This is a genomic window from Pseudomonas helleri (assembly GCF_045830615.1).
Taxonomy (GTDB): Bacteria; Pseudomonadota; Gammaproteobacteria; order Pseudomonadales; family Pseudomonadaceae; genus Aquipseudomonas; species Aquipseudomonas helleri.
This window is the reverse complement of record NZ_CP174501.1, coordinates 2139289-2163314: the sequence shown is the minus strand read 5'-3', so window position 1 is coordinate 2163314 and position 24026 is coordinate 2139289. Positions and strand designations below refer to the sequence as shown.

Genomic DNA, 24026 nt, shown 5'->3' with positions numbered 1-24026 from the left:
GCCGCAGGCTGCGATCTTTTGATGTTGACGCCGGTAAACACGGCGAGCTTTCTGCTTTGAAAATCAAAAGAGCGCAGCCTTCGTTCCTCGACAGCTCCTATCAAACACAAAATAAGTGATTGATTTTAAAGTCTTTATCGGAGCGAGCTTGCTCGCGATCTTTTGATCTAGATCTTGCTTTTGATCTTGATCTAAAAGGCCCCATTAAACCACGCTGGCCGAACGCAGGTTTTGCGCAGTGGGTAACCCGGCAGGACGCCGGGTTAGCCGCGACACGGCCATGGATGGCCGATCGCGGCGGGCCTACGGAGCAAGGCCTGTGGTGAGGGCATGCCGAGCCAAAGCGAGGCACCGAGGGGTAGGGGCAAAAGCGTTTTGGTTACTTTGCCGCTTTTGCAAAGTGACGCGGCGTAAGGCCGGAACCCTAAGTGGCCGTTGCCGCAGCAACGGATATGTACTCAAGTCAAGAGCCCCCTCACCACGCCTCTCCCGAAGGAGAGGGAACCGATTGGGGGATGCTGAAGATACTCGCTGTCCTGTTTGCTGCGCGACAGCGCGGCGTCGAAGACGGGGCGGCCCCTCCTACAGGGTGGGGTCAGGCCAGGCGGGAGAGCAGTTCGATGGCCTCGGCCTGTTGCTCCGGGCTGCCCTCACCCATGACTTCGGTCAGGATGTCACGCGCGCCTTCGTCGTCGCCCATGTCGATGTAAGCCTGGGCCAGGTCAAGCTTGGTCGCGGCCTCATCGGCGCCCGACAGGAAGTCGAACTCCGGCTCTTCGTCAGTGCCCGCTACAGCTCCGGCAAACGGCTCGGCCATCGCTGGCTCTTCCAGGCTCTGGGACAAGCGCTGCAATTCAGCGTTTACCTTGTCCAGTTCCATCGAGAAGCTGTCCGGCACTTCAGGCACCGCTGGCGCTTCTTCTGCCAGGGACAAATCAAAGTCATCCGGCAGGTCGAGGTCAAAATCCGCAGCCTTGTCCAGCGCAGCTTGGGTTTCAGCCTGCTGCTCAAGCACCGCATCGAAGCTCTGCTCGTTCGCATCAACCAGGTCATCAAGCCCCTGCTCAGGCGAGACCTGGGTCGGCGATACCGCTTCCAGATCATCGAGACTCAAGTCGAAGTCGTGGTCAAACTCTTCAACTGGGGGCGTGACCACGGGTGCCGGCTTGAGTTCGGGCTCAGGCTCGACAACCCGGTCGTCGCGCATCATTTCTTTGACGAAATCAGCCTGGAACTGCGAAGCCACCGCTGCCGCGACAATCCCTGCCGCCACCGCAGCCATGGCCGGGTAACGCACCTTGAGCTGCGCCACTTCGGCGTAGTTTTTGCCATTGGCAACCAGTTGGCGCTCTTGCGCGATAAAGGCCTCACGCTCGCCCAACTCGCCATAGACCTGCATCAATTTCAAACGCAGGTCGCTGCGCTGCGGTGCATGGCTGATGGCACTTTCGAGCAACCCGGCCGCTTCATGGAACTGGTGCTGCTGAATCAATTGCTCCGCTTCAACCAGCACTTCAGCGCCTGACTTGGCGGGTGCAGCCACCGGCGCGACAGGCGCGACCACTGCGGCCGGAGCCGGGGTCGGGGTCGGCGCAGCTGCAGGCGCTGGAGCGGCGTCCAGATGAACGCTCGGCGATGCCACTTCAATGCCTTCAAAGCTGCTTTCTGGCAGGTCGAAGTCTGCCGCGAACTCAGGCTCTTCTTCCAGCGCCCGCGCCATACGCGCATGGCGCTCGGCCGCTTGCTGGGCCTTGCGCCGACGTACCAGCAGCAGCAACAAGAGCAACAGCAACAAGACCGCTGCGCCACCCACGGCGGCCGTCAGCATCGGGCTGGCGAGCAGGTCCTGGATCTTGCGTTCATCACTGAGCGTATCGCCCGGAGCCGGTGCTACAGCGGTTGCCGGGGCCCCTTCAGTGGCCGGAGCGATATCGTCTTCAGGTGTGTCTGCCGCCTCACCCACCAAGCTGGCTGGCAACGCAGCGCTGGCGTCGAGCGGCGCGGGAGCTTCACCCTGCAACTTGGCCAACTGGTTGTTTTTCAATTCGATCAAGCGTTGCAACTTGTCGACCTGGCTTTGCAGGTCTTGTACCCGGCTTTGCAACTCGGCACTTTGCCGACGACTGCTGTCTAGGCTTTCCTGGGTCATCGCCAGTTTGTCGCTGACATTCTTGGCGTCACTGCCCGCGCCCTTGCCCGCCTGCCCTGCAACCAGGCTCAAGCCATCTTTGACTTCAGCTTTGGGCTGCGCCGTGGCTGCCGGTTTGCGCGCGGTGGCATCCAGTTGCTGAGCGCGTGGCGCGGTACGCCGACCACTGCGCCAGTCAGCGTTCTGCGTTGCGACTTCAGCAATTGCCCTGGACTGGGCCAGCTCGACACTTTGCGCCGCCGTCGGCAAACGCAGCACCTGGCCGGTTTTCAAACGGTTGATGTTGCCGCCGATAAAGGCATCGGGGTTGAGCGCCTGAATCGCCAGCATGGTTTGCTGCACTGAACCCCCATTGCGCGCCTTGGCGGCAATTTCCCACAGAGTGTCACGGGCAGACGTGGTGTATTGCCCTGCTTCCCCGCCAGCCGTACTGGCTGCGGTAGCCGAAGCTGTCGCCGCAGCGGCTGCAGTTTGTGGCGAATATTTAGCGGGGTCCAGCAGGACGCTGTAGTCACGCATCAAGCGGCCATTGGGCCACATGACTTGCACCAGAAATTTTACGAAAGGTTCCGACAACGGCTGGCTGGAGGTAACCCGCAGCACGCTCTTGCCGTTGGGATTGATCACCGGGGTAAAACGCAGGTCGTTCAGATACGCCGGATGCGGCACCCCGGCTTTGGTAAATTCGTCTGCCGGGGCCAGGCTGGGCACTACTTCGGCAGCGCTCAGGTCCTTGACGTCCAGCAGCTCAATCTCTGCCAGCAGTGGCTGGTTCTGCGTCGACTTCAGGGTCAGCTCGCCGAGCCCAAGCGCCTGCGCCATACCGGATGACAGCGCCGAAGCGGCGGCTATTGCTAACACTAATTTGCGAACCTGAACCATAGCCTCTTCCTTATTGGTACAGGCCTCGTCCCACGAGACCTGTAAAGCTGCTGCCTGACGACATGCGAGGGCTGTCATCGACCCGCGCATTGCCTCATTGAATCTGTAAGCCCTGACAGCAGCTTGACTGCGACGCCGCCTCGGCAAACCTGCCAAATAGCGACGCCAAGTATCTTTTACAGTGGGTCTTTTATCAACAACTCAGCCAGTTGTACGGCGTTCAATGCCGCGCCTTTGCGTACGTTATCTGACGCCAGCCACAGATTTAGTTCACTGCTGTCGTCGACACCGTGGCGAACGCGGCCGACATACACCACGTCTTGCCCCACCGCATCACCTACGGCTGTCGGGTAGTCATCAGCCTCTACCCACTCAATCCCCTCACCGGCTTCAAGCGCAGCATTGACGGCCTGCAGGTCAACCGGCGCAGCCAGTTGTAACGACACACTATAGCTATCGCCAAAAAATACCGGAGCTTGAATGCACGTCACGGAAACTTTCAGGCCCGGCATGCCGAGCACTTCACGCAGCTCGGTAACCAGGCGTTTTTCCAGCGGCACATGCCCCTGTTCATCCGGCTTGCCTACCTGCGCCAGCAAGTTAAACGCCATCTGACGGTCGAAAAAACGAGTTTCCAGCGGGTGCATATTCAGCAGTGACGTGGTTTGGCGGGCCAATTCAGATACCGCTTCGCGACCTTGGGCCGACACCGCCAGGCAGGCGGTGACCGTGACGCGCTGCAAATCCAGCAATTGACGCAGTGGCGCCAGCACTACCGCCAGCGCGGTGGCCGAAGGGCTTGGGCTGCTGATCTGGAACGGTTGCACAAGCCCGGCCAGGATATGCCCATTGGACTCAGGCACGATTTGCGGGGCCTGGTCGGCTGGCAATGCGCCCGACAAGTCGATCACGCTGCAACCGGCCGCACGGGCCTTGGCGGCAAAGCTCAAGGTCACGGCAGGGCCTGCGGCAAAAAATACAAGCTTGGCTTTGCTGAAGTCGAATTCGTCGACTTCACGCACTCTGACGTTTTTACCCCGAAAAGGCACCGAACTGCCGGCCGACTCGCTGCTGGCCAGCAGATGCAAGTTGGCAACCGGGAAGTCTCGCTCTTCAAGGATTTGCACAAGTGTTTCGCCGACAGTGCCGGTGGCGCCGACGACGGCGATATCAAAGGACTGGTTCATGTGTCTACCTCAGGCGAAACGTGGGGAGCGGCACTGTACCGGGAGCCACCGATGGAGGCAACGGACAGCGCTTTGTAGCGCCATGGATGACAATAGCGCATGGATAAAAAAACCCGCGGCCCTTGCGAGACGCGGGTTTTGATTGCAACCGGGGCGATTAACGCTCCAGCAGAATCCGCAGCATGCGGCGCAACGGCTCAGCCGCACCCCACAGCAACTGGTCGCCCACGGTGAATGCACCGAGGAACTGCGAACCCATGTTCAGTTTGCGCAGACGGCCAACCGGCACGTTCAGGGTGCCTGTAACCTTGGTCGGGCTCAGCTCTTGCATGCTGATTTCACGCTGGTTCGGCACCAGTTTGACCCAAGGGTTGTGCTGGCTGATCAAGCCTTCGATGTCCGCAATCGGCACATCTTTGTTCAGCTTGATGGTCAAGGCCTGGCTGTGGCAACGCATCGCACCGATACGTACGCAGATGCCGTCAACCGGAACCGGGTTTTTGAAGCGACCCAGGATCTTGTTGGTTTCAGCTTGCGCTTTCCACTCTTCGCGGCTCTGGCCGTTTGGCAGTTCTTTGTCGATCCAAGGGATCAAGCTGCCAGCCAATGGCACGCCGAAGTTTTCGGTCGGGTAGGCATCGCTGCGCATGGCTTCAGCCACACGGCGGTCGATATCGAGAATGGCGCTGGCCGGGTCAGCCAGTTGATCGGCGACCGCAGCGTGGGTTGCGCCCATCTGCTTGATCAGCTCACGCATGTTCTGCGCACCGGCACCGGAAGCCGCCTGATAAGTCATGGCGCTCATCCACTCGACCAGACCGGCTTCGAACAGACCGCCCAGGCCCATCAGCATCAAGCTGACGGTGCAGTTGCCACCGATGTAGTTCTTGGTGCCTGCATCCAGTTGCTGGTCGATGACCTTGCGGTTGACCGGATCCAGAATAATGACCGCGTCATCCTGCATGCGCAGGCTCGACGCCGCATCGATCCAGTAACCTTGCCAACCCGCCTCACGCAGCTTTGGGAACACCTCATTGGTGTAGTCGCCGCCCTGGCAGGTCAGAATCACATCGAGGGTTTTTAACTCTTCAATGCTGTAAGCATCCTTCAGCGGGGCAATGTCCTTGCCCACGGAAGGACCCTGCCCACCGACATTGGAGGTAGTGAAAAACACCGGCTCAATAAGATCGAAATCCTGCTCTTCCAGCATCCGCTGCATGAGCACGGAACCAACCATACCGCGCCAACCGACAAGACCTACACGTTTCATCGCAACTACACCTTTAACAAAAAGTGGGGTCGTTACTTCCACCAACAGGAAGTAACGGGCCCGAGAGATTACAGATTCTGTAGCGCCGCGACTACTGCATCGCCCATTTCCTGTGTACCGACCTTGGTGCAACCGGTCGACCAGATGTCACCGGTACGCAGTCCCTGGTCCAAAACCAGGCTCACGGCCTGCTCGATGGCGTCAGCGGCAGCCTGCTGATTGAAGCTGTAACGCAGCATCATCGACACCGACAAAATGGTCGCCAGCGGGTTGGCAATGCCTTTGCCAGCGATGTCCGGCGCCGAACCGTGGCACGGCTCGTACATGCCTTTGTTGTTGGCATCCAGCGAGGCCGACGGCAGCATGCCGATAGAGCCGGTGAGCATCGAGGCTTCGTCAGACAGAATGTCGCCGAACATGTTGTCGGTGACGATCACGTCGAACTGCTTGGGTGCACGCACCAGTTGCATCGCCGCGTTGTCGACATACATATGGCTCAGCTCTACGTCCGGGTAGTCCTTGGCCACTTGCTCGACCACTTCTCGCCACAGTTGGCTTGAGGCCAATACGTTGGCTTTGTCGACCGAACACAGTTTTTTACCACGCACGCGGGCCATGTCGAAACCGACGCGGGCAATGCGGCGGATTTCGCTTTCGCTGTACGGCAGCGTGTCATACGACTGACGCTCGCCGTTTTCCAGCTCGCGAGTACCGCGCGGCGCGCCGAAGTAGATACCGCCCGTCAGCTCACGAACGATCAGGATGTCCAGACCTGCAACGATTTCAGGCTTGAGGCTCGATGCATCCGCCAGTTGCGGATACAAAATAGCCGGGCGCAGGTTACCGAACAGGCCCAGTTGCGAACGGATTTTCAACAGGCCGCGCTCAGGGCGAATGTCACGCTCGATGGTGTCCCACTTCGGGCCACCCACGGCGCCCAGCAATACAGCGTCAGCAGCACGAGCACGTTCCAGGGTCTCGTCAGCCAGCGGCACGCCGTGCTTGTCGATGGCTGCGCCGCCGATCACGTCGTGAGTCAGCTCAAAGCCGAGCTGAAACTTGTCATTGGCCAGTTCAAGCACTTTGACTGCCTGAGCCATGATTTCTGGGCCAATACCGTCGCCTGGGAGAATCAGAATCTGCTTGCTCATGTGTTCCTCTGTCTTGTCGGTTGATGCCCCCGCAGGCGCATCCTGAAAATTTAACCATCAATGCCCCGTAGGAGCTGGCGCAGCCTGCGATCTTTTGATCTTTAGAAAAGATCGCAGGCTGCGCCAGCTCCTACAAGGTTTAGTGCTTAAGCGTCACGGAACAACCACGGCTGGCTTGCGCGGTGCTTGCTTTCAAACGCTGCAATCGAATCGCTGTCCTGCAAGGTCAAGCCGATGTCATCCAGGCCGTTGAGCAGGCAATGCTTGCGGAACGCATCGATCTCAAAGTTCAACACTTTACCGTCAGGACGGGTCACGGTCTGGGCTTGCAGGTCGATGTTGAGCTGATAACCCGGCGTCGCTTCAACCTGGGCGAACAGATCGTCCACTTCAGCGTCGCTCAAAATAATCGGCAACAGGCCGTTTTTGAAGCTGTTGTTGAAGAAGATGTCGGCGTAGCTCGGCGCGATGATGCTGCGAAAGCCGTACTCTTCCAGGGCCCAAGGGGCGTGTTCACGGCTGGAGCCGCAGCCGAAGTTTTCACGGGCCAACAACACGCTGGCGCCCTGATAGCGCTCGGCGTTGAGCACGAAGTCCTTGTTCAAGGGGCGCTTGGAGTTGTCCTGGTAAGGCTGGCCAACGTCCAGGTAGCGCCACTCGTCAAACAGGTTCGGGCCGAAGCCGGTGCGTTTGATCGACTTCAAAAACTGCTTGGGGATGATCTGGTCGGTGTCGACGTTGGCGCGATCCAAAGGTGCGACAAGCCCGGTGTGCTGGGTAAAAGCTTTCATGCTGCGCTCCTTAAATCAATTCACGGACGTCGATAAAGCGACCGTTTACCGCCGCGGCAGCGGCCATGGCCGGGCTCACCAGGTGAGTACGACCACCGGCACCCTGACGGCCTTCGAAGTTGCGGTTGGAGGTCGAAGCGCAGTGCTCGCCCGACTCCAGGCGGTCCGGGTTCATCGCCAGACACATCGAGCAACCTGGCTCACGCCATTCAAAACCGGCTTCGAGGAAGATTTTGTCCAGGCCTTCAGCCTCGGCCTGCTCTTTAACCAGGCCCGAACCCGGCACCACAATCGCTTGCTTGATGGTCGAGGCTACTTTGCGACCTTTGGCAATCACTGCTGCAGCGCGCAAGTCTTCGATCCGCGAGTTGGTGCACGAACCAATGAACACGCGGTCCAGCTGGATGTCGGTGATCGCCTGATTGGCGTTCAAGCCCATGTATTTCAAAGCACGCTCAATCGAGCCACGCTTGACCAAGTCAGCTTCCTGCGCCGGATCCGGCACGTTCTGATCCACGGCCAAGACCATTTCTGGCGAAGTCCCCCAGCTCACCTGCGGCTTGATCTGGGCAGCATCGAGTTCAACCACGGTGTCGAACGTGGCGTCGGCATCCGACACCAGGTCTTTCCAGGCTTCTACGGCCAAGTCCCACTCAGCGCCTTTGGGTGCGAACGGACGACCTTTGACGTACGCCACGGTTTTTTCGTCGGCAGCCACCAGGCCCACACGGGCACCGGCTTCAATCGACATGTTGCAGATGGTCATGCGGCCTTCTACCGACAGGTCGCGAATCGCGCTACCGGCAAATTCAATGGCGTGGCCATTACCGCCAGCGGTGCCGATTTTGCCAATCACGGCCAGCACGATGTCTTTGGCGGTCACGCCGAACGGCAATTGCCCTTCGACCAAAACCAGCATGTTCTTCATTTTTTTCGCGACCAGGCACTGCGTGGCGAGCACATGCTCAACCTCGGAGGTGCCGATACCGTGAGCCAATGCGCCAAACGCGCCGTGGGTCGAGGTGTGCGAGTCGCCGCAAACGACGGTCATGCCTGGCAAGGTGGCGCCCTGCTCCGGGCCAATCACGTGCACGATGCCCTGGCGGACGTCGTTCATCTTGAATTCAGTGATGCCGTACTCGTCGCAGTTGTCGTCGAGGGTTTGCACCTGCAAACGGGAAACCTGGTCAGCGATCGCTTCGATCCCGCCCTTGCGCTCTGGCGTGGTCGGTACGTTGTGGTCCGGGGTCGCGATGTTGGCATCGATGCGCCAAGGCTTGCGCCCGGCCAGACGCAGGCCTTCAAAGGCTTGCGGCGACGTCACTTCGTGAATGATATGACGGTCGATGTAGATCAGCGCAGAACCATCGTCGCGCTGTTTGACCAAATGCGAATCCCAGAGCTTGTCGTAGAGCGTTTTGCCGGCCATCAGACGGTTTCCTCATCAGCTACTTTCTATGCCAATAACCACTTGGCTTGTGAGGTCGATGCTATGGGGTTACAGTGAATAACTCAAATTCATATTTTTTATGCTTTGGATAACCAACAGGAATTCACTTAGATGGATCTCGCGAATCTCAACGCTTTCATCGCCATTGCAGAAACCGGAAGCTTCTCTGGCGCCGCCGAACGGTTGTTTTTAACCCAGCCTGCAATCAGCAAACGTATCGCCAGCATTGAGCAGCAACTCAAGCTGCGGCTGTTTGACCGGCTGGGTCGCGAGGTCAGTTTGACCGAGGCGGGCCGGGCCTTACTGCCACGCGCCTACCAGATTCTCAACGTGCTGGATGACACTCGACGGGCGCTCAACAATCTTAATGGTGAGGTCAGCGGACGCCTGACCCTGGCCACCAGTCACCATATCGGCCTGCACCGTTTGCCGCCGTTGCTGCGTGAGTTCACACGCACTTATCCCAAGGTTGCGCTGGATATTCAGTTCCTGGATTCAGAAGTTGCCTACGAAGAAATTCTCCATGGCCGCGCCGAATTGGCCGTTATCACCCTGGCGCCGGAACCTCACTCGCTGATTCGCGCGGTGCCGGTGTGGGACGACCCGCTGGATTTCGTGGTGGCGCCCGAGCACAGCCTCACTCAGCAAACCAGCGTGAGCATGTCGGACATTGCTCACCACCCGGCGGTGTTTCCGGGGGGCAACACCTTTACTCACCATATCGTGCAGCGCCTGTTTGAAGGCCAGGGCCTCACACCCAATATCGCCATGAGCACCAACTACCTGGAAACCATCAAGATGATGGTGTCCATCGGTCTGGCATGGAGCGTGTTGCCGCGCACCATGCTCGATGAACAAGTGGCCTCAATCGCCTTGCCGGGCATACAGCTGACACGTCAACTAGGCTATATCGTGCACACCGAAAGAACTTTGTCGAACGCCGCACACGCTTTCATGACACTGCTGGATGCCCAAGTCGACACGCTGCACACTGAGCAACCCTGAAAACACCGGTTCAGGCATGGATCGTTTTCAAGATTTTCAGCCCAAGGACTGCAGTCAATGTCAAACCCCACGGATGCGCTGCACCCTGCCCCTGATGCGTCTGATATCGACCTGTCAGCCCTGGACAATCACGCGCTGAGTGCCACGCAACTGCTCACCGCCATGAACGCAGCCCAACTGGGCGCCTGGTGCTGGGAACTCAACAGTGGCGACTTGCATTGGTCGAATGGAGCCCACGTTTTTTTTGGCTTTGATTCAGCCCTTGCGCTGCCCGGTAACCTTCTGCAATTGGCCTCCCTGCCCTTTGACGACTGGCCCAAGGCCCAACAGGCCTTCGCCGCGATTATCAACGGCAAGCAATTACTAAAACCCATTCATTACCGGGTGCGCTGGCCTGATGGCAGCCTGCACTGGCTGGAGATCCATGGCAGCCAGGTCCCCGGCGATGACCCGAACCCGCGGATCATGGGGGTGATTCGCGACGTCACCCTGCAACGTCAGCGCCAGCAAGCGCTGAACAGTTCAGAGCAACGCTTTTCGACGCTGTTTCAGTTGTCACCGCACATGGTTTTGCTGGTACGCATCGAAGACGGGCTGATCAGCGAGGCCAACCATAGCTTTGAAAGCCAGTTGGGCTGGACCGCCGCCGAAGCCATTGGCCGCACCACGGTTGAGCTGGGCATCTGGCCAGACCCGGCGCAGCGCCTGCAATTCACCAAAGCCGTCAGTCAGCAGAACGCACCGATCACTCTGGAAGTGCAATTGGCCGACCGTCACGGTCAGTTTCATGAAGGCATGCTGAGCGCGCAAAAAGTCGAACTGGAGGGCGAGGCGTACCTGATCAGCACCTTCGTCGACAACCGTCTACGCAAAGAAGCCGAGCAAGCGCTGATTGAAAGCCAGGAACGCCTGGACCTTGCACTCGACTCGGCGCAACTGGGTACCTGGGACTGGCACATCCCCACCGGCCGCCTGTATGGTTCGGCCCGCGCCGCTCAACTGCATGGCCTGCCCGCAGAGCCGTTCAACGAATCATTTGACGCGTTTTTCGAAGGCGTGCCCGAAGAAGAACGCTTCAACATGCGCAATGCCTACCGCTCGCTGCGCGAAGGCCCGGCCGGTAATTACCAACTGACCTACCGGGTGCCGCTGGCTCACGGCGCCTCGCGCTACCTGGAAAGCCGTGCCCGGCTGTACCGCGATGCAGCGGACAAACCGCTGCGCATGGCCGGCACCCTGCTCGACATCACCGACCAGGTAGAGCGCGAACAGCGCCTGAGCGCCTCAGAAGAAAAGTTTGCCAGTGTCTTCCAGACCAGCCCCGACCCTATTTGCGTGATGCTCGCAGACAGCGCGCACTTTATCGAAATCAACACCAGCTTCACCCAGACTTTTGGCTGGACCGTGGCCGACCTGCAAGAAGGCGCAGACACCAGCAGCGCCCTGACCGACGCCAGCGCCCAGCACCTGCGCCAGTTACAGCGCATTATCCGCGCCCCGGCACAGACCAACCCGGCGTTAACCTTGCACCACAAAAATGGCGAACCGCTGACCTGCGTGTTGTCCAGCCGCCACATCGAGGTCAATGGCCAGCCGTGCATCGTCACCACCCTGCGCGACATTACCCAGCAACAGCGGGCCGAAGCCGCGCTCAAGGCCAGCGAAGAAAAATTCGCCAAGGCTTTTCACTCCAGCCCCGACGCCATCACCATCAGCGAACTGGTGAGCGGCCGCTACCTTGAAGTCAATGACGGCTTCACCCGGCTGACCGGCTACAGCAGCGACGAAGTGATTGGCCGCAGCCCGTATGAGCTGGGGATTTGGGGCGACAGCTCGAAGCGTCAGGCGCTGCTTGATGAACTGCGTGAAAAGGGCCGCATCAGCAACCGCGAGGTGCTTGGCCGGGCCAAAAACGGCAGCCCCCTCACCGTCGAAATTTCGATTGAAATGATTACCCTCAAAGAAGCGCGCTGCCTGCTGCTGACCGCCCGCGACATCAGCCAATTGAAAAGCGCCCAGGCGCAAGTCCGGCACCTGGCGTACCACGACCCTTTGACCAACTTGCCGAACCGCGCCCTGCTGATGGACCGCCTGAGCCAGCAGACCTCACTGCTCAAGCGCCATGATTTACGCGGTGCGCTGTTGTTTCTGGACCTTGATCACTTCAAGCACATCAACGACTCATTGGGGCACCCGGTGGGCGATTCGGTGTTGCGCATCATCACCGCGCGCCTGGAAGCCAGCGTGCGCAGTGAAGACACCGTGGCCCGCCTCGGTGGTGATGAATTCGTGGTACTGCTGACCGGGCTTAAAGGCTCGCAGCAAGAGGTCACTGACGCGGTGTGCCATATCGCCGACACCATTCGCCAATTGCTCGCCGAGCCGATGTTCCTCGACGGCCAGCGCCTGCAGGTGACGCCCAGCATTGGTATCGCGCTGATTCCCGACCACGGCGCCAACCCGGCCGACCTACTCAAACGCGCCGACATTGCGCTCTACCGGGCCAAGGATGCCGGGCGCAACACCACGCAACTGTTTCACTTTGAAATGCAGACCGCCGCCAGCCAGCGCATGCGCATGGAAAGCGATTTGCGTCAGGCGCTGGCCCGCAGCGAATTCAGCCTGCACTTTCAACCGCAAGTCGATGCTCGCAGCAACCGCATCGTGGGTGCTGAAGCCTTGCTGCGCTGGACGCACCCGGAGCTGGGGCCGCAGTCACCCAGCGAGTTTATTAAAATCCTCGAAGACAGCGGTCTGATTCTGGAAGCGGGCACCTGGGTGCTCGATGAAGCGTGCCGTGCTTTCAGCGAACTGCTCAAAGAAGGCCTGCTCGACCCGGAGGGTTTCAGCCTGTGCGTCAACATCAGTCCACGGCAATTTTTGCAGAGCGACTTTGTTGAGCGGGTCCAACGCAGCCTGTTGAATCACCACCTGCCCTACTCGATGCTCAAACTGGAAGTCACCGAAGGCATCGTGATTCAAAACCTTGAAGACACCATCGAAAAAATGCACCAGTTGATCGCCCTGGGCGCCAGCTTTGCGATGGACGACTTCGGCACCGGTTATTCCTCCCTGACCCATCTCAAGCGCTTGCCCGTGGACACCCTGAAGATTGACCAATCGTTTGTGCGTGACGCGATTCAGGACCCCAACGATGCCGAAATCATCCGCGCCATCGCCGCCATGGCTCACAGCCTTGGCCTGACCGTGGTGGCTGAGGGTGTTGAGCAACTGGCGCAATTGACGTATTTGCAAACACTGGACTGCCATTTGTATCAAGGCTATCTGCACAGCAGGCCAGTGCCCTTGGCGCAATTTCGCGAGCTGTTACAAAAAACCCCGTAGTCGCTGACGAGGCACGAAGGCTGCGATGCGGGCCGCAGGACCGCCGATTGGGGTCGCTGCGCAACCCATCGCAGCCTTCGTACCTCGTCAGCGACTACAAGATCCTGGGTTACATCCGGCCAAACTTGCCCGACCGGAAGTCGCTGAACGCCTGATGGATCTCAGCTTCGCTGTTCATCACAAACGGACCGTGACCAACGATGGGCTCGTCGATCGGCTCACCGCTGAGAATCAACAACACGACATCGTGGCTGGCGTGCAGTTTTATCTGCGTGCCTTCACGTTCGAACAGCGCCAGTTGGCCTTCGCCCACTGCTTGCGCGCCATTAACCTCAACCGTGCCGTGCAACACAACCAGCGCCGAGTTGCGGCCCGCAGGCAGGTCAAAGGTTGCCGACTTGCCCGCGTTCAGGCGTATGTCCCACACATCGATGTCAGTGAACGTACGCGCCGGGCCACGTCTGCCATCGAACTCACCGGCAATCAAACGCAAGGTGCCGGCATTGTCCTTGAGCGCCAACTGTGGAATTTCGCGGTCCAGAATGCCTTGGTAACCCGGCTTGGCCATTTTGTCCTTGGCGGGCAGATTCACCCACAGCTGGACCATTTCCAGTGCACCGCCACTGCGGGCAAACGCCTCGGAGTGGAACTCTTCGTGAAGGATGCCGGACGCTGCCGTCATCCACTGCACATCGCCAGGCCCGATGATCCCGCCGTTGCCGGTGGAGTCACGGTGTTCAACTTCGCCTTTATAGACGATGGTCACTGTCTCGAAGCCGCGATGCGGGTGTTGCCCGACGCCACGACGCTCAGTGGTCGGCGTGAACTCGGCTGGGCCCGCGTAATCCAGCAAAAGGAACGGGCTGATGTGCTTGCCCATAGAGTCGTAGGAAAACAACGTGCGCACCGGGAAGCCATCGCCGACCCAATGACCTCGTGGCGCGGTGTAGAGACCCATAATGTTTTTCATGTTGCACCTCCTGTCATGCATGGCAACCACTATAGATTCGCATCACCCATATCACTAGATGGCAATTTTGAATTAGATCGTTCCACAGATAGAACGATCACTCCAACGCCCCAAACCCCCGTCTAAATTTCTGCGTCATCCCCTCGTCCCCTCCTGATAGCAAAGGCCGTATAGCGGCGGATTTCTACTGAGATGGCGATGACTAAATCACGCAGCAAAAAAGCCCTGTTTATCGGTATTCCTCTGGCGCTGGCCGTAGCCATCGGCGGCGGATTTTTGGCCTGGGACGCGTTTTACAAAGGCAATGCCGGCTACCCGCTGAGCATCGTCAAACAGGCCGATGAACTGCAAAACCGTCTGCTGTCATTCGACAGCCATATCACCGTGCCGCTGGAGTTCGGCAGCGCAGGCAATGAAGTCGACAAAGACGGCCCTGGCCAGTTCGACCTGGTCAAGGCAGCCAAAGGCCGGTTGTCGGGCGCCGCGCTGACGATCTTCGGCTGGCCAGAAATCTGGAACGGCCCGAACGCACCGCACCGTCCAACCGCTGGCTTTGTCGATGCCGCGCGTAATGATCAAGAGGTGCGCTACACCATCATCAGTGCCATGGTGCGCGACTTTCCCGAGCAAGTGGCGATTGCCTACACCCCGGATGATTTCCGGCGCCTGCACGGCGAAGGCAAGTTTGCGATTTTTATCAGCATGCTCAACGCCTACCCATTGGGAAATGACTTGAATCAGTTGGACAAATGGGCTGCGCGCGGCATGCGCATGTTCGGCTTCAGCTATGTCGGCAACAACGACTGGGCCGACTCTTCACGCCCGCTGCCCTTTTTCAATGACACCCCCGACGCCCTCAACGGCCTGTCAGACACCGGCAAGCAGGCCGTCAAGCGCTTGAACGATCTGGGCGTGATCATCGACGTTTCGCAAATGTCGAACAAAGCGCTGGAGCAAGTCAGCCAGCTCAGCCGCACCCCGCTGGTGGCGTCGCACTCTGCCCCACGGGCGCTGGTCGACATCCCGCGCAACCTCAGCGACAAGGACATGCAACGGATCAAAGACACCGGCGGCGTGGTGCAAATTGTCGGTTTCGGCACTTACTTGCGCCCGCTGAGCCAGGCCAGCCAGGACAAGCTCAATACACTGCGCAGCCAGTTTGATTTGCCGCCCTTGCACAACCTCGAAATGGCCCTGATGCCCGGTGACGCGATCATTACCGTGTGGCCAGAACAACGTTTCGGCCAATACGCCAGCGGGCTGTACGACATCGTCGAGCATGAGCCCAAAGCCACCTTGAAAGACTACGGCGATGCCATTGACTACGCGGTGAAAAAAATCGGCATCGACCATGTCGGTATCAGCTCTGACTTCAACGATGGCGGCGGCCTGGAAGGCTGGAAAGACGTGAGCGAGACCCGCAACGTGACCGCCGAGTTGCTCCAGCGCGGCTATTCAGAAGCCGACATCGCCAAGCTTTGGAGCGGTAATTTCCTGCGGGTCTGGGACACCGTGCAAAAAGCCGCCAACCCTATCTCCCAGTGAAGTGTTTAACCATGCCCACGCTAAAACCGCTGTATTGCCTGTTGTTCGCCAGTGCCCTGCCCGCCCTGGCCCACGCCGCCCCGGCAGCCGAACCGGGCACGGTCTTTCAAGACTGTAAAGACTGCCCGCAAATGGTGGTGCTGCCGGCGGGCAGTTTCGTCATGGGCACCCCTGACGATGAAGTCGGCCGCGAACCTGATGAAAGCCCGATGCACACCGTGACCTTCAGTAAGCCGGTGGCGATCAGTCGCTTTCAGGTCACGGCAGGTGAATTTGATGCGTATATCAAGGAAGCCGGGGTCAAGATTGCCGACGGCGACGACCGCCCCGGGCGCAAATGTACGGCGAGCAAACCCAGCTACCCGCAAGGGCCGCGTCAGCCTGCGGTGTGCATGGACTTTGAAGACGTGAAGCATTACGTCAGCTGGCTGGCGAAAAAGACCGGCAAGCCGTACCGCATGGTCAGCGAGGCCACCCGCGAATACGCCGCCAGGGCCGGATCGACCGGGCCTTTCCCGTTCCCGATGGATGAAGGCAAGCCCTACAGCATCGCCAAGCACGCCAATACCTACGGCCCTGCAGATGGCTACAGCTACAGCTCGCCGGTCGGCAGCTACCCGGCCAACGCCTTTGGCGTATATGACATGCACGGCAACGTGTACGAATGGCTCGCAGACTGCAAACACAACGACTACGTGGGCGCGCCCACCGATGGCAGTGCCTGGGTGACTGAGTGCGCAGGCGAACTGATGCAGATCCGCGGCAATGACTGGGGCGAAGCCCCGGTGTTCTCACGCTCGGGCAATCGTAACGACATCTACCCGCAAACCCGTGGTGACTGGATCGGCTTCAGGGTTGAGCGCGATCTTTAAAGCCCACTCCTCCCCCTGTAGGAACTGGCGAGGCACGAAGGCTGCGATCTTTTAAGATCAACAGATCGCGAGACGAGCTCGCTCTTATCAAACATAAAATAAGTGATTGATTCTAAAGGCCTTGTAGGAGCGAGCTTGCTCGCGATCTTTTGATCTTGATCTAAGAGCCCCCTCACCCTAGCCCTCTCCCGAAGGAGAGGGAACCGATTGGGGGATGCTGAAGATATTCGGTGGCCTGTTTGCTGCGCGACAGCGCGGCGTCCAAGACGGGGCAACTCCTACAAGGGAATCAACGCTAAATCCCCACCTCAATCACTCGTTCACAAGAGACTGCCCTTCCCTTGAGCCAAGGAACTCTTGTTTATGAGCCAGCCTGCCACGCCCCGGACATCGCCCGGGGTTCTTCGAGAACTGTTTATTCTGCTCAAGCCTTTTCGTTTGATCGTCAGCCTGTCGATCGTGCTGGGCATGATCGGCGGGTTAAGCGTGACGGTGCTGCTGGCGACCATCAACAGTGCCCTGCACGCCGAAAGCGGTCTCACCCAACAGGTGGTCGCGCTGTTTGCCGGGCTGTGCGTGCTGGCGCTGATCAGCAGTATTTGTTCCGACATCGGCAGCAATTATGTCGGCCAGCACATCATTGCCACCCTGCGCCGAGAACTCGGCGAAAAGGTGCTTTCGGCGCCCATCTCGCACATTGAACGTTACCGCAGCCACCGGCTGATTCCGGTGCTGACCCATGACGTCGACACCATCAGCGACTTCGCCTTCGCTTTTGCCCCACTGGCGATTTCGCTGACCGTGACCCTGGGCTGCATGGGCTATCTGGCCATGCTGTCGTGGCCGATGTTTGTGATGATGCTGGTGGCCATTGCCATCGGTACGGTGATCCAGTACATCGCCCGTGGCTACGGCCTCAATGGATTTGCTGAAGCCCGTGAGGCCGAAGACGAGCTGCAAAAGCATTACAACGCAATTGCCGAAGGTGCCAAGGAACTGCGTATCCACCGCCCGCGTCGGCAACGGATGTTTGTCTCCGGCATTCAGCGCACGGCGCAAAAAATCTGCGACATTCAGGTGCGCTCGATCAACACCTTTGTCATCGCCAAAAGCCTCGGCTCGATGCTGTTTTTCGTGGTCATCGGCCTGGCGCTGGCCATGCAGTCGTTTTGGCCCAGCGGCAACCCCGAGGTCATCAGCGGTTTTGTCCTGGTGTTGCTGTACATGAAAGGCCCGCTGGAACATTTGATCAGCACCCTGCCGATCATCAGTCGTGCGCAAATCGCCTTCCGGCGCATTGCCGACTTGTCCGAACAGTTCAACTCGCCCGAGCCGCACCTGCTGCTCAACGCACAGGACGCCCCTGACAAGACCCTCAACAGCCTGCAACTGCTGGACGTGAGCTACAGCTTCCCGCCCGTGGACGGCAGCGCCCCGTTCCGCCTCGGCCCGGTAAACCTGACGATCAAACAAGGCGACATTGTGTTTATCGTCGGCGAAAACGGCTGCGGCAAAACCACCCTGATCAAGTTGCTGCTGGGCCTGTATGCACCGCAACAGGGTGAGATCCGCCTTAATGGCCAGCCCGTGTCAGCTGAAACCCGCGATGACTATCGGCAGTTGTTCACCACTATTTTTGCCGACTACTACCTGTTCGATGACGTGGTGCAAGGCGACATGCACATCCCCCAGGACGCCGAGCAGTACCTCAAGCGCCTGGAAATTGCGCACAAGGTCAGCATCACCGACGGCCAGTTCAGCACCACCGACCTCTCGACCGGGCAACGCAAGCGCCTGGCTCTGGTCAACGCCTGGCTGGAAGAGCGCCCGGTGCTGGTGTTTGACGAATGGGCGGCCGACCAGGACCCGACCTTCAGGCGGATTTTCTACACCGAACTGCTGCCGGACCTTAAGCGCCTGGGTAAAACCATCATTGTGATCTCCCACGACGACCGTTATTTCGACGTTGCCGATCAATTGGTGCGCATGGACAGCGGCAAGGTCAGCACGGCGCTGGACGTGGCGTAATTCCCCGTTCGAACCGTTTTGAGGGATCGACTTATTTATTTTCAGGAACTTTTATCCGGTTTTTCAATCGTGCTGCGTCTAATAACTATTCCCATTAACAAGAAAGAATTTTTCTACGGAGCCTAGGCACGACATGCAACGACCAACCTTGAGCCGAACACCTCTCGCGATCGCTACCCAGCGCCAGACTGTACGCCGCACCCTGTTGTCCAGCGCCTTTGTGGCATCGGTTTTACTAGGCTCTTCACTGGTACAGGCCGCCCCGGTCGCGGTGAACATTCCGGCACAATCGCTGGCCAGCGCACTGAACGAGTTTGGCAAGCAGGCCAACCTGCAAGTGCTGTACAGCCCGGATCAGGTGCAAGGGATCAAATCGCATTCGGTGTCGGGTTCGCTTGAGCCCATCCAGGCACTGGAAACCCTGCTGCAAGGCAGCGGGATTTCCTATCAGCTCAATGGCAACACAGTGATTATCAACACCCACCAGGGCAAAGGCCTGGAGTTGGGCGCCACGACCATTACCGGCAAGGGCCTGGGCAACACGCTGATCACTGAAGACTCCGGCTCTTACACCACAGGCGCTACAGCCAGTTCGACCAAGTTGCCGTTGTCGATCCGCGAAACCCCGCAGACCGTGACCGTGATCACCCGCCAGTTGATGAACGACCAGGCCGCGCAAAGCATCGGCGATGTGCTGCGCAATGCGCCGGGCATTTCGACCCAGGCCTACGACAGTGACCGCATGGAATACTCGGCGCGTGGCTACGCCATCACCAACTTCCAGTACGACGGCGTCAACAGCCAGTACGACGGCGTGTTCGATGAAGGCGCGACCAAGGTCGACATGGCCCTGTACGACCGCGTCGATATCATCAAGGGGGCAACGGGCCTGCTGTCCGGCTCGGGCGAGCCTTCGGCCACGGTCAACCTGATCCGCAAAAAACCGACCCGCGAATTCAAGGCATCGGTCAGCGGCAGCGTCGGCTCATGGGATGATTACCGCACCGAAGGCGATATTTCCGGCCCGTTGAATGAAGACGGCAGCGTGCGCGGCCGGGTGGTGGCGGTGTACCAGGATGCGGACTCGTACCGCGACCATTACTCCAAAAAGAATGACGTGTTCTACGGCATCATCGAAGCCGATCTAACCCCCGACACGCTGTTCACCTTCGGCATGGACTATCAAAAAATCAAGCCACGCGGCTCGTCCTGGACCGGTAACCCGTACTACTTCTCGGACTACAGCAAGACCGACTTCAGCCGCTCGTTCAACCCGGCCACGGACTGGAGCCGTCGTGATGTCGTCGCGCAAACCACCTTCGCCTCTCTTGAGCACACCTTTGCCAACGACTGGAAGGTCAAAGGCACGCTGAACCAGCAAACCAACGACCACGACACCCAACTGGGCTCGGCCAGTGGCGGCAATCCGGACCCGGTGACTGGTGAGGGCATGTTCTTTTACTGGGGCAAGTGGGAAGGCCATCGCGTACAAACCACCGCCGACATCAATGCGACAGGCCCTTTCACCCTGTTCGGCCGCGAACATGAACTGGTCGTCGGCGCCACATCGCAGTCGTCACGCCAAACCGGCGCGACCTTCGATGGCAGCGCGTTCGGTGAGGTTCCGGGCAGTATCTTTGACTGGAAGGGCCATTACCCGAAACCGGACTTCCCGAAAAACGGCAAGTACGAGAAAAACACCAACCAGAACAGCGCCTATATCGCTGCCCGCTTCAAGCCAGCAGACGATTTATCGGTCATTTTGGGCAGCCGCCTGAGCGACTTCCAGTACAACGACACCTACAAGTATTACGTGCAGTCGTCGACGTTCAGCGACAACAAAACCACCTCCAAGCAGCACGGCAAAGTCACGCCTTACGCGGGTGTGGTGTATGACCTGAACGACACCTACTCAACCTATGCCAGCTACACCTCGATCTACAAACCGGTGACCGAGCGCAGCCAGTCCTACACCAACCTGCCACCTACCGAAGGCAACAGCTACGAAATCGGCTTGAAGGGTGAATACTTTGGCGGCCGCCTGAACGCGACCGTGGCGGTGTTCCGCACCGAGCAGAAAAAACTGCCGATCTACGCCGGCACAGACGCGGATACCGGTCGCGACTACTACGAGTCGGTTGACGGAGCGAAAACCAAAGGCATCGAGTTTGAACTGGCCGGTGAGTTGATGCCGGACTGGAACATCATGGCGGGCTACACCTACGCCCAGACCAAAACCGATGACGGCAAGCGCCTGTATGGCTACCCGCTGGAAACCACCAAGCCTGAAAACGTGGCACGGGTGTTCACCACCTATCGCCTGCCAGGCGCGTTGAACAAAGTCACCGTGGGCGGTGGTGTGAACTGGCAGAGCCCGTTCTACGGGCGGATCTGGAACGACCCGAAAGGCGACTACGACATCATCGAGCAGAACAGCTACGCGCTGGTTAACCTGATGACCCGCTACGATTACAACGAGCACCTGTCGTTCAACCTCAACGCTAACAACGTGTTCGACAAAAAGTACCTGTCGGGCCTGGGTAACTTCAGCACTGTTTACTACGGCGAGCCACGCAGCCTGTCGCTGACGACTAAATACACCTTCTAACCCCGCAAAATCTGTAGGAGGGGCCGCCCCGTCTTCGACGCCGCGCTGTCGCGCAGCAAACAGGCCGCCGAGTATCTTCAGCATCCCCCAATCGGTTCCCTCTCCTTCGGGAGAGGCGTGGTGAGGGGGCTCTTGACTTGAGTACATATCCGTTGCTGCGGCAACGGCCACTTAGGGTTCCGGCCTTACGCCGCGTCACTTTGCAAAAGCGGCAAAGTAACCAAAACGCTTTTGCCCCTACCCCTCGGTGCCTCGCTTTGGCTCGGCATGCCCTCACCACAGGCCTTGCTCCGTAGGCCCGCCGCGATCGGCCATCCATGGCCGTGTCGCGGCTAACCCGGCGTCCTGCCGGGTTACCCACTGCGCAAAACCTGCGTTCGGCCAGCGTGGTTTAATGGGGCCTTTTAGATCAAGATCAAAAGCAAGATCTAGATCAAAAGATCGCGAGGCGAGCTCACTCCTACAGTGTCCATGTGTTTTTCGTACATTGCCCTTACACTGAGCACCCCTTGCTCACAGGCACGATCATGGACCTCGACCTGGCCCGTACCTTCCTCGAAATCGTCCGCTGCGGCAGCCTCGCGGCAGCAGCCGAAAAACTTCACATCACCCAGACCGCTGTGACCGCCCGCGTGCAAAAGCTTGAAAGCCTGCTCGGCACCGGGTTATTTGTGCGTAACCGCGCCGGTGCCAAGCTGACCCCGGACGGCGAAGCCTTTGTGGTCTATGCCAATCAACTGATGCAAACCTGGGAGGCCGCCCGCCGTGATGTGCCGCGCCCCGAAGGCTTGCACAAAATGCTGCACATCGGCGGTGAAGTCAGCCTGTGCAACCCGCTGATTCTGAGCTGGGCGAAAACCTTGCGAGAACACCTCACCCAGCACGCCTTGCGGATTCAGATTCGCGACGGTGAGTTTCTGTTGCGCCAGATCGAAATGGGCCTGCTGGATGCCGCGCTGGTGTATCAGCCTGAGTATTGGCCGGGGATGCAAGTTGAGCAGTTGCTTGAAGAGAAACTGATTCAGATTCGCCGCCCTGCCCTGCCCGAGCCTTATGTATACGTGGACTGGGGTGAAGACTTCCGCCGTCAGCATGACGCCGCCCTGCCTGACAAAGCCCGGGCGCCGATCAGTTTTAATCTGGGGCCGGTGGCCTTGCATTTCATTCTGGAAAACGGCGGCAGCGGCTACTTTCGCACCCGGGTGGTCAAAAGTTACCTGGACAGCGGCGCCCTTGAGCGCGTGCCCAAAGCCCCGGAATTCAGCTACCCGACCTATTTGGTGTACTCACGCGAACGCGACAGCCCGGCGTTGCAACACGCCATCGAACTGCTGCGCGAGCTGGTCAAGGAGGACGGCGACTGGTCGCAGCGTTGGGGCCCGGAGATTTAACCAACAGCTGTGCGACAACCGGGCGTCTTGTGAAGATGAAAGCTTTCAGCTTTTGAGCCAATCTCTTAATCTGCGAGCGCTGAATAACAAGAACCCCACAGGTGGCACATGACCAATCTCACGCGTACCAACGAAAGCTGGCTGACTTCTGCCTCCCATCAACAGTGGCTGCACAACCAGGGGCAAGCGCTGGTGGATTTCGCCAAGGCTGCGCGCGTGCCGCTGGGGTTTGCCAGCCTCGACCGCTTGGGCCAGCGCCAGACCGATGCGCAGGTGGATACCGTGACCACCGCGCGGATGATTCACAGCTTTTCCCTGGCGCACATTCAGGGCCTGCCGGGCTGCGGGCCGTTGATTGATCATGGCCTCTCGGCCTTGGCCGGCGCGCTGCAAGATGCCAATCACGGCGGCTGGTACGCGACCCCCAATGCCGAGGATGGCAACCGCCGCAAGTACGCCTACCTGCATGCGTTTGTCGCCCTGGCCGCCAGCTCTGCGGTGGTGGCCGGACGCCTGGGCGCTGCTGAATTGCTCGCAGAAGCCGTGGGTGTGCTGGAGCGTCATTTCTGGTGCGAAGAGCAAGGCGCCTTGCAGGAAAGCTTTGCCGAAGACTGGAGTGACTGCGAGCCTTACCGTGGGGCCAACAGCAACATGCATGGCACCGAAACCTTTCTGGCACTGGCCGATGTACTCGACGAAGATCTCTGGCTCGACCGCGCCTTGAGCATCGCCGATCGGGTGATACATCAGCACGCCGCGCAGTCCGGCTACTTGCCCATTGAGCATTTCGATGCGCAGTGGCAAGCGCTGCCCGACTACAACATTGATAACCCGGCCGACCCTTTCCGGCCTTTTGGCAAGACACCGGGCCATGCGTTTGAATGGGCGCGCCTGTTGCTGCATCTTGAAGCCGCACGCAAGCAGCGTGGCCTGGAAAACCCTGAATGGTTGCTGGACGATGCCCGCCATCTCTTCGCCAGCGCTTGCCGCTATGGCTGGCAGGTGGACGGTGAACCGGGGATTGTTTACACGCTGGACTGGAACCATCAACCGCAGGTGCGTGAGCGCCTGCACTGGACCCTCGCCGAAGCCGCAGCGGCGGCCACGGCCCTGATTCAACGCACCGGCGAGCCTGAGTACGACGTGTGGTATCAGCGTTTTTGGGACTACATCGACCTGCACCTGATCGACCGTGAGAACGGCAGTTGGCACCATGAACTGGGCCCGGACAACCTGCCATCGGCCACCATCTGGCCCGGCAAGGGCGATTTGTACCACGCTTACCAGGCCACGTTGTTGCCGCGCTTGCCACTGGCGATCAGCCTGGCCAGCGCCCTCAAGCTACGTCGATAAAAAACCCGTCCGTAGCAGTTGTCGAGCCT

At 59.2% G+C, this 24026-nt stretch carries 15 protein-coding genes; 8 read left to right on the top strand and 7 right to left on the bottom strand.

The window, feature by feature from the left end:
- Nucleotides 1-595: 595 nt before the first annotated feature.
- The 6 genes from ACJJU9_RS09685 to leuC form a co-directional block, all read right to left on the bottom strand.
- Nucleotides 596-3031, bottom strand: coding sequence for a FimV/HubP family polar landmark protein (locus tag ACJJU9_RS09685; protein WP_407730571.1), 2436 nt, complete (start codon nucleotides 3029-3031; stop codon nucleotides 596-598).
- A gap of 176 nt (nucleotides 3032-3207) precedes the next feature.
- Nucleotides 3208-4218: an aspartate-semialdehyde dehydrogenase gene (locus ACJJU9_RS09680; RefSeq protein ID WP_407730570.1), complete on the bottom strand. Its 1011-nt coding sequence runs from the start codon at nucleotides 4216-4218 to the stop codon at nucleotides 3208-3210.
- 157 nt (nucleotides 4219-4375) lie between these two features.
- Entirely contained in the window at nucleotides 4376-5488 is a 1113-nt protein-coding gene (asd, locus tag ACJJU9_RS09675; RefSeq protein WP_048369010.1) for an aspartate-semialdehyde dehydrogenase, read from the bottom strand.
- A gap of 68 nt (nucleotides 5489-5556) precedes the next feature.
- Nucleotides 5557-6639 (bottom strand): 3-isopropylmalate dehydrogenase, encoded by a 1083-nt coding sequence (gene leuB / locus ACJJU9_RS09670; protein ID WP_048369009.1) that lies wholly within the window; start codon nucleotides 6637-6639, stop codon nucleotides 5557-5559.
- Nucleotides 6640-6785: 146 nt separating this feature from the next.
- Nucleotides 6786-7430: a 3-isopropylmalate dehydratase small subunit gene (leuD, locus tag ACJJU9_RS09665; RefSeq protein WP_407730569.1), complete on the bottom strand. Its 645-nt coding sequence runs from the start codon at nucleotides 7428-7430 to the stop codon at nucleotides 6786-6788.
- A gap of 10 nt (nucleotides 7431-7440) precedes the next feature.
- Complete coding sequence (leuC, locus tag ACJJU9_RS09660) at nucleotides 7441-8859, bottom strand: 3-isopropylmalate dehydratase large subunit (protein ID WP_123748704.1); 1419 nt, start codon at nucleotides 8857-8859, stop codon at nucleotides 7441-7443.
- Nucleotides 8860-8991: 132 nt separating this feature from the next.
- On the opposite strand from leuC, the gene ACJJU9_RS09655 reads away from it, so the two are divergent.
- Together ACJJU9_RS09655 and ACJJU9_RS09650 are read left to right on the top strand one after the other, a co-directional pair.
- Entirely contained in the window at nucleotides 8992-9885 is an 894-nt protein-coding gene (locus ACJJU9_RS09655; RefSeq protein WP_048388443.1) for a LysR family transcriptional regulator, read from the top strand.
- A 57-nt stretch (nucleotides 9886-9942) separates the two neighbouring features.
- Nucleotides 9943-13230 carry an EAL domain-containing protein gene (locus ACJJU9_RS09650; protein ID WP_407730568.1) on the top strand — a complete coding sequence of 1096 codons (3288 nt, stop codon included), beginning with the start codon at nucleotides 9943-9945 and terminating at the stop codon, nucleotides 13228-13230.
- Between the two features lie 109 nt (nucleotides 13231-13339).
- On the opposite strand, the gene ACJJU9_RS09645 is transcribed toward ACJJU9_RS09650, so the two are convergent.
- Nucleotides 13340-14200: a pirin family protein gene (locus tag ACJJU9_RS09645; RefSeq protein WP_407730567.1), complete on the bottom strand. Its 861-nt coding sequence runs from the start codon at nucleotides 14198-14200 to the stop codon at nucleotides 13340-13342.
- 198 nt (nucleotides 14201-14398) lie between these two features.
- Between ACJJU9_RS09645 and pvdM the strand changes: the two genes are divergently transcribed.
- The 6 genes from pvdM to ACJJU9_RS09615 all read left to right on the top strand — a co-directional run bounded on the left by pvdM (nucleotide 14399) and on the right by ACJJU9_RS09615 (nucleotide 23997).
- Nucleotides 14399-15745: a pyoverdine-tailoring dipeptidase-like protein PvdM gene (gene pvdM / locus ACJJU9_RS09640; RefSeq protein WP_407730566.1), complete on the top strand. Its 1347-nt coding sequence runs from the start codon at nucleotides 14399-14401 to the stop codon at nucleotides 15743-15745.
- A gap of 11 nt (nucleotides 15746-15756) precedes the next feature.
- The gene (locus tag ACJJU9_RS09635; RefSeq protein ID WP_407730565.1) at nucleotides 15757-16617 is read left to right on the top strand and encodes a formylglycine-generating enzyme family protein; all 861 of its coding nucleotides are present in this window, start codon (nucleotides 15757-15759) and stop codon (nucleotides 16615-16617) included.
- Between the two features lie 363 nt (nucleotides 16618-16980).
- Nucleotides 16981-18645, top strand: coding sequence for a cyclic peptide export ABC transporter (locus ACJJU9_RS09630; protein WP_314914465.1), 1665 nt, complete (start codon nucleotides 16981-16983; stop codon nucleotides 18643-18645).
- Between the two features lie 133 nt (nucleotides 18646-18778).
- Nucleotides 18779-21253, top strand: a complete 2475-nt coding sequence (locus tag ACJJU9_RS09625) for a TonB-dependent siderophore receptor (protein ID WP_407730564.1) — start codon at nucleotides 18779-18781, stop codon at nucleotides 21251-21253.
- 527 nt (nucleotides 21254-21780) lie between these two features.
- Entirely contained in the window at nucleotides 21781-22644 is an 864-nt protein-coding gene (locus ACJJU9_RS09620) for a LysR family transcriptional regulator (protein WP_048388430.1), read from the top strand.
- Between the two features lie 108 nt (nucleotides 22645-22752).
- A complete protein-coding gene (locus ACJJU9_RS09615) occupies nucleotides 22753-23997 on the top strand; it encodes an AGE family epimerase/isomerase (RefSeq protein ID WP_407730563.1) in 1245 nt (414 codons plus the stop codon).
- Nucleotides 23998-24026: the final 29 nt, after the last annotated feature.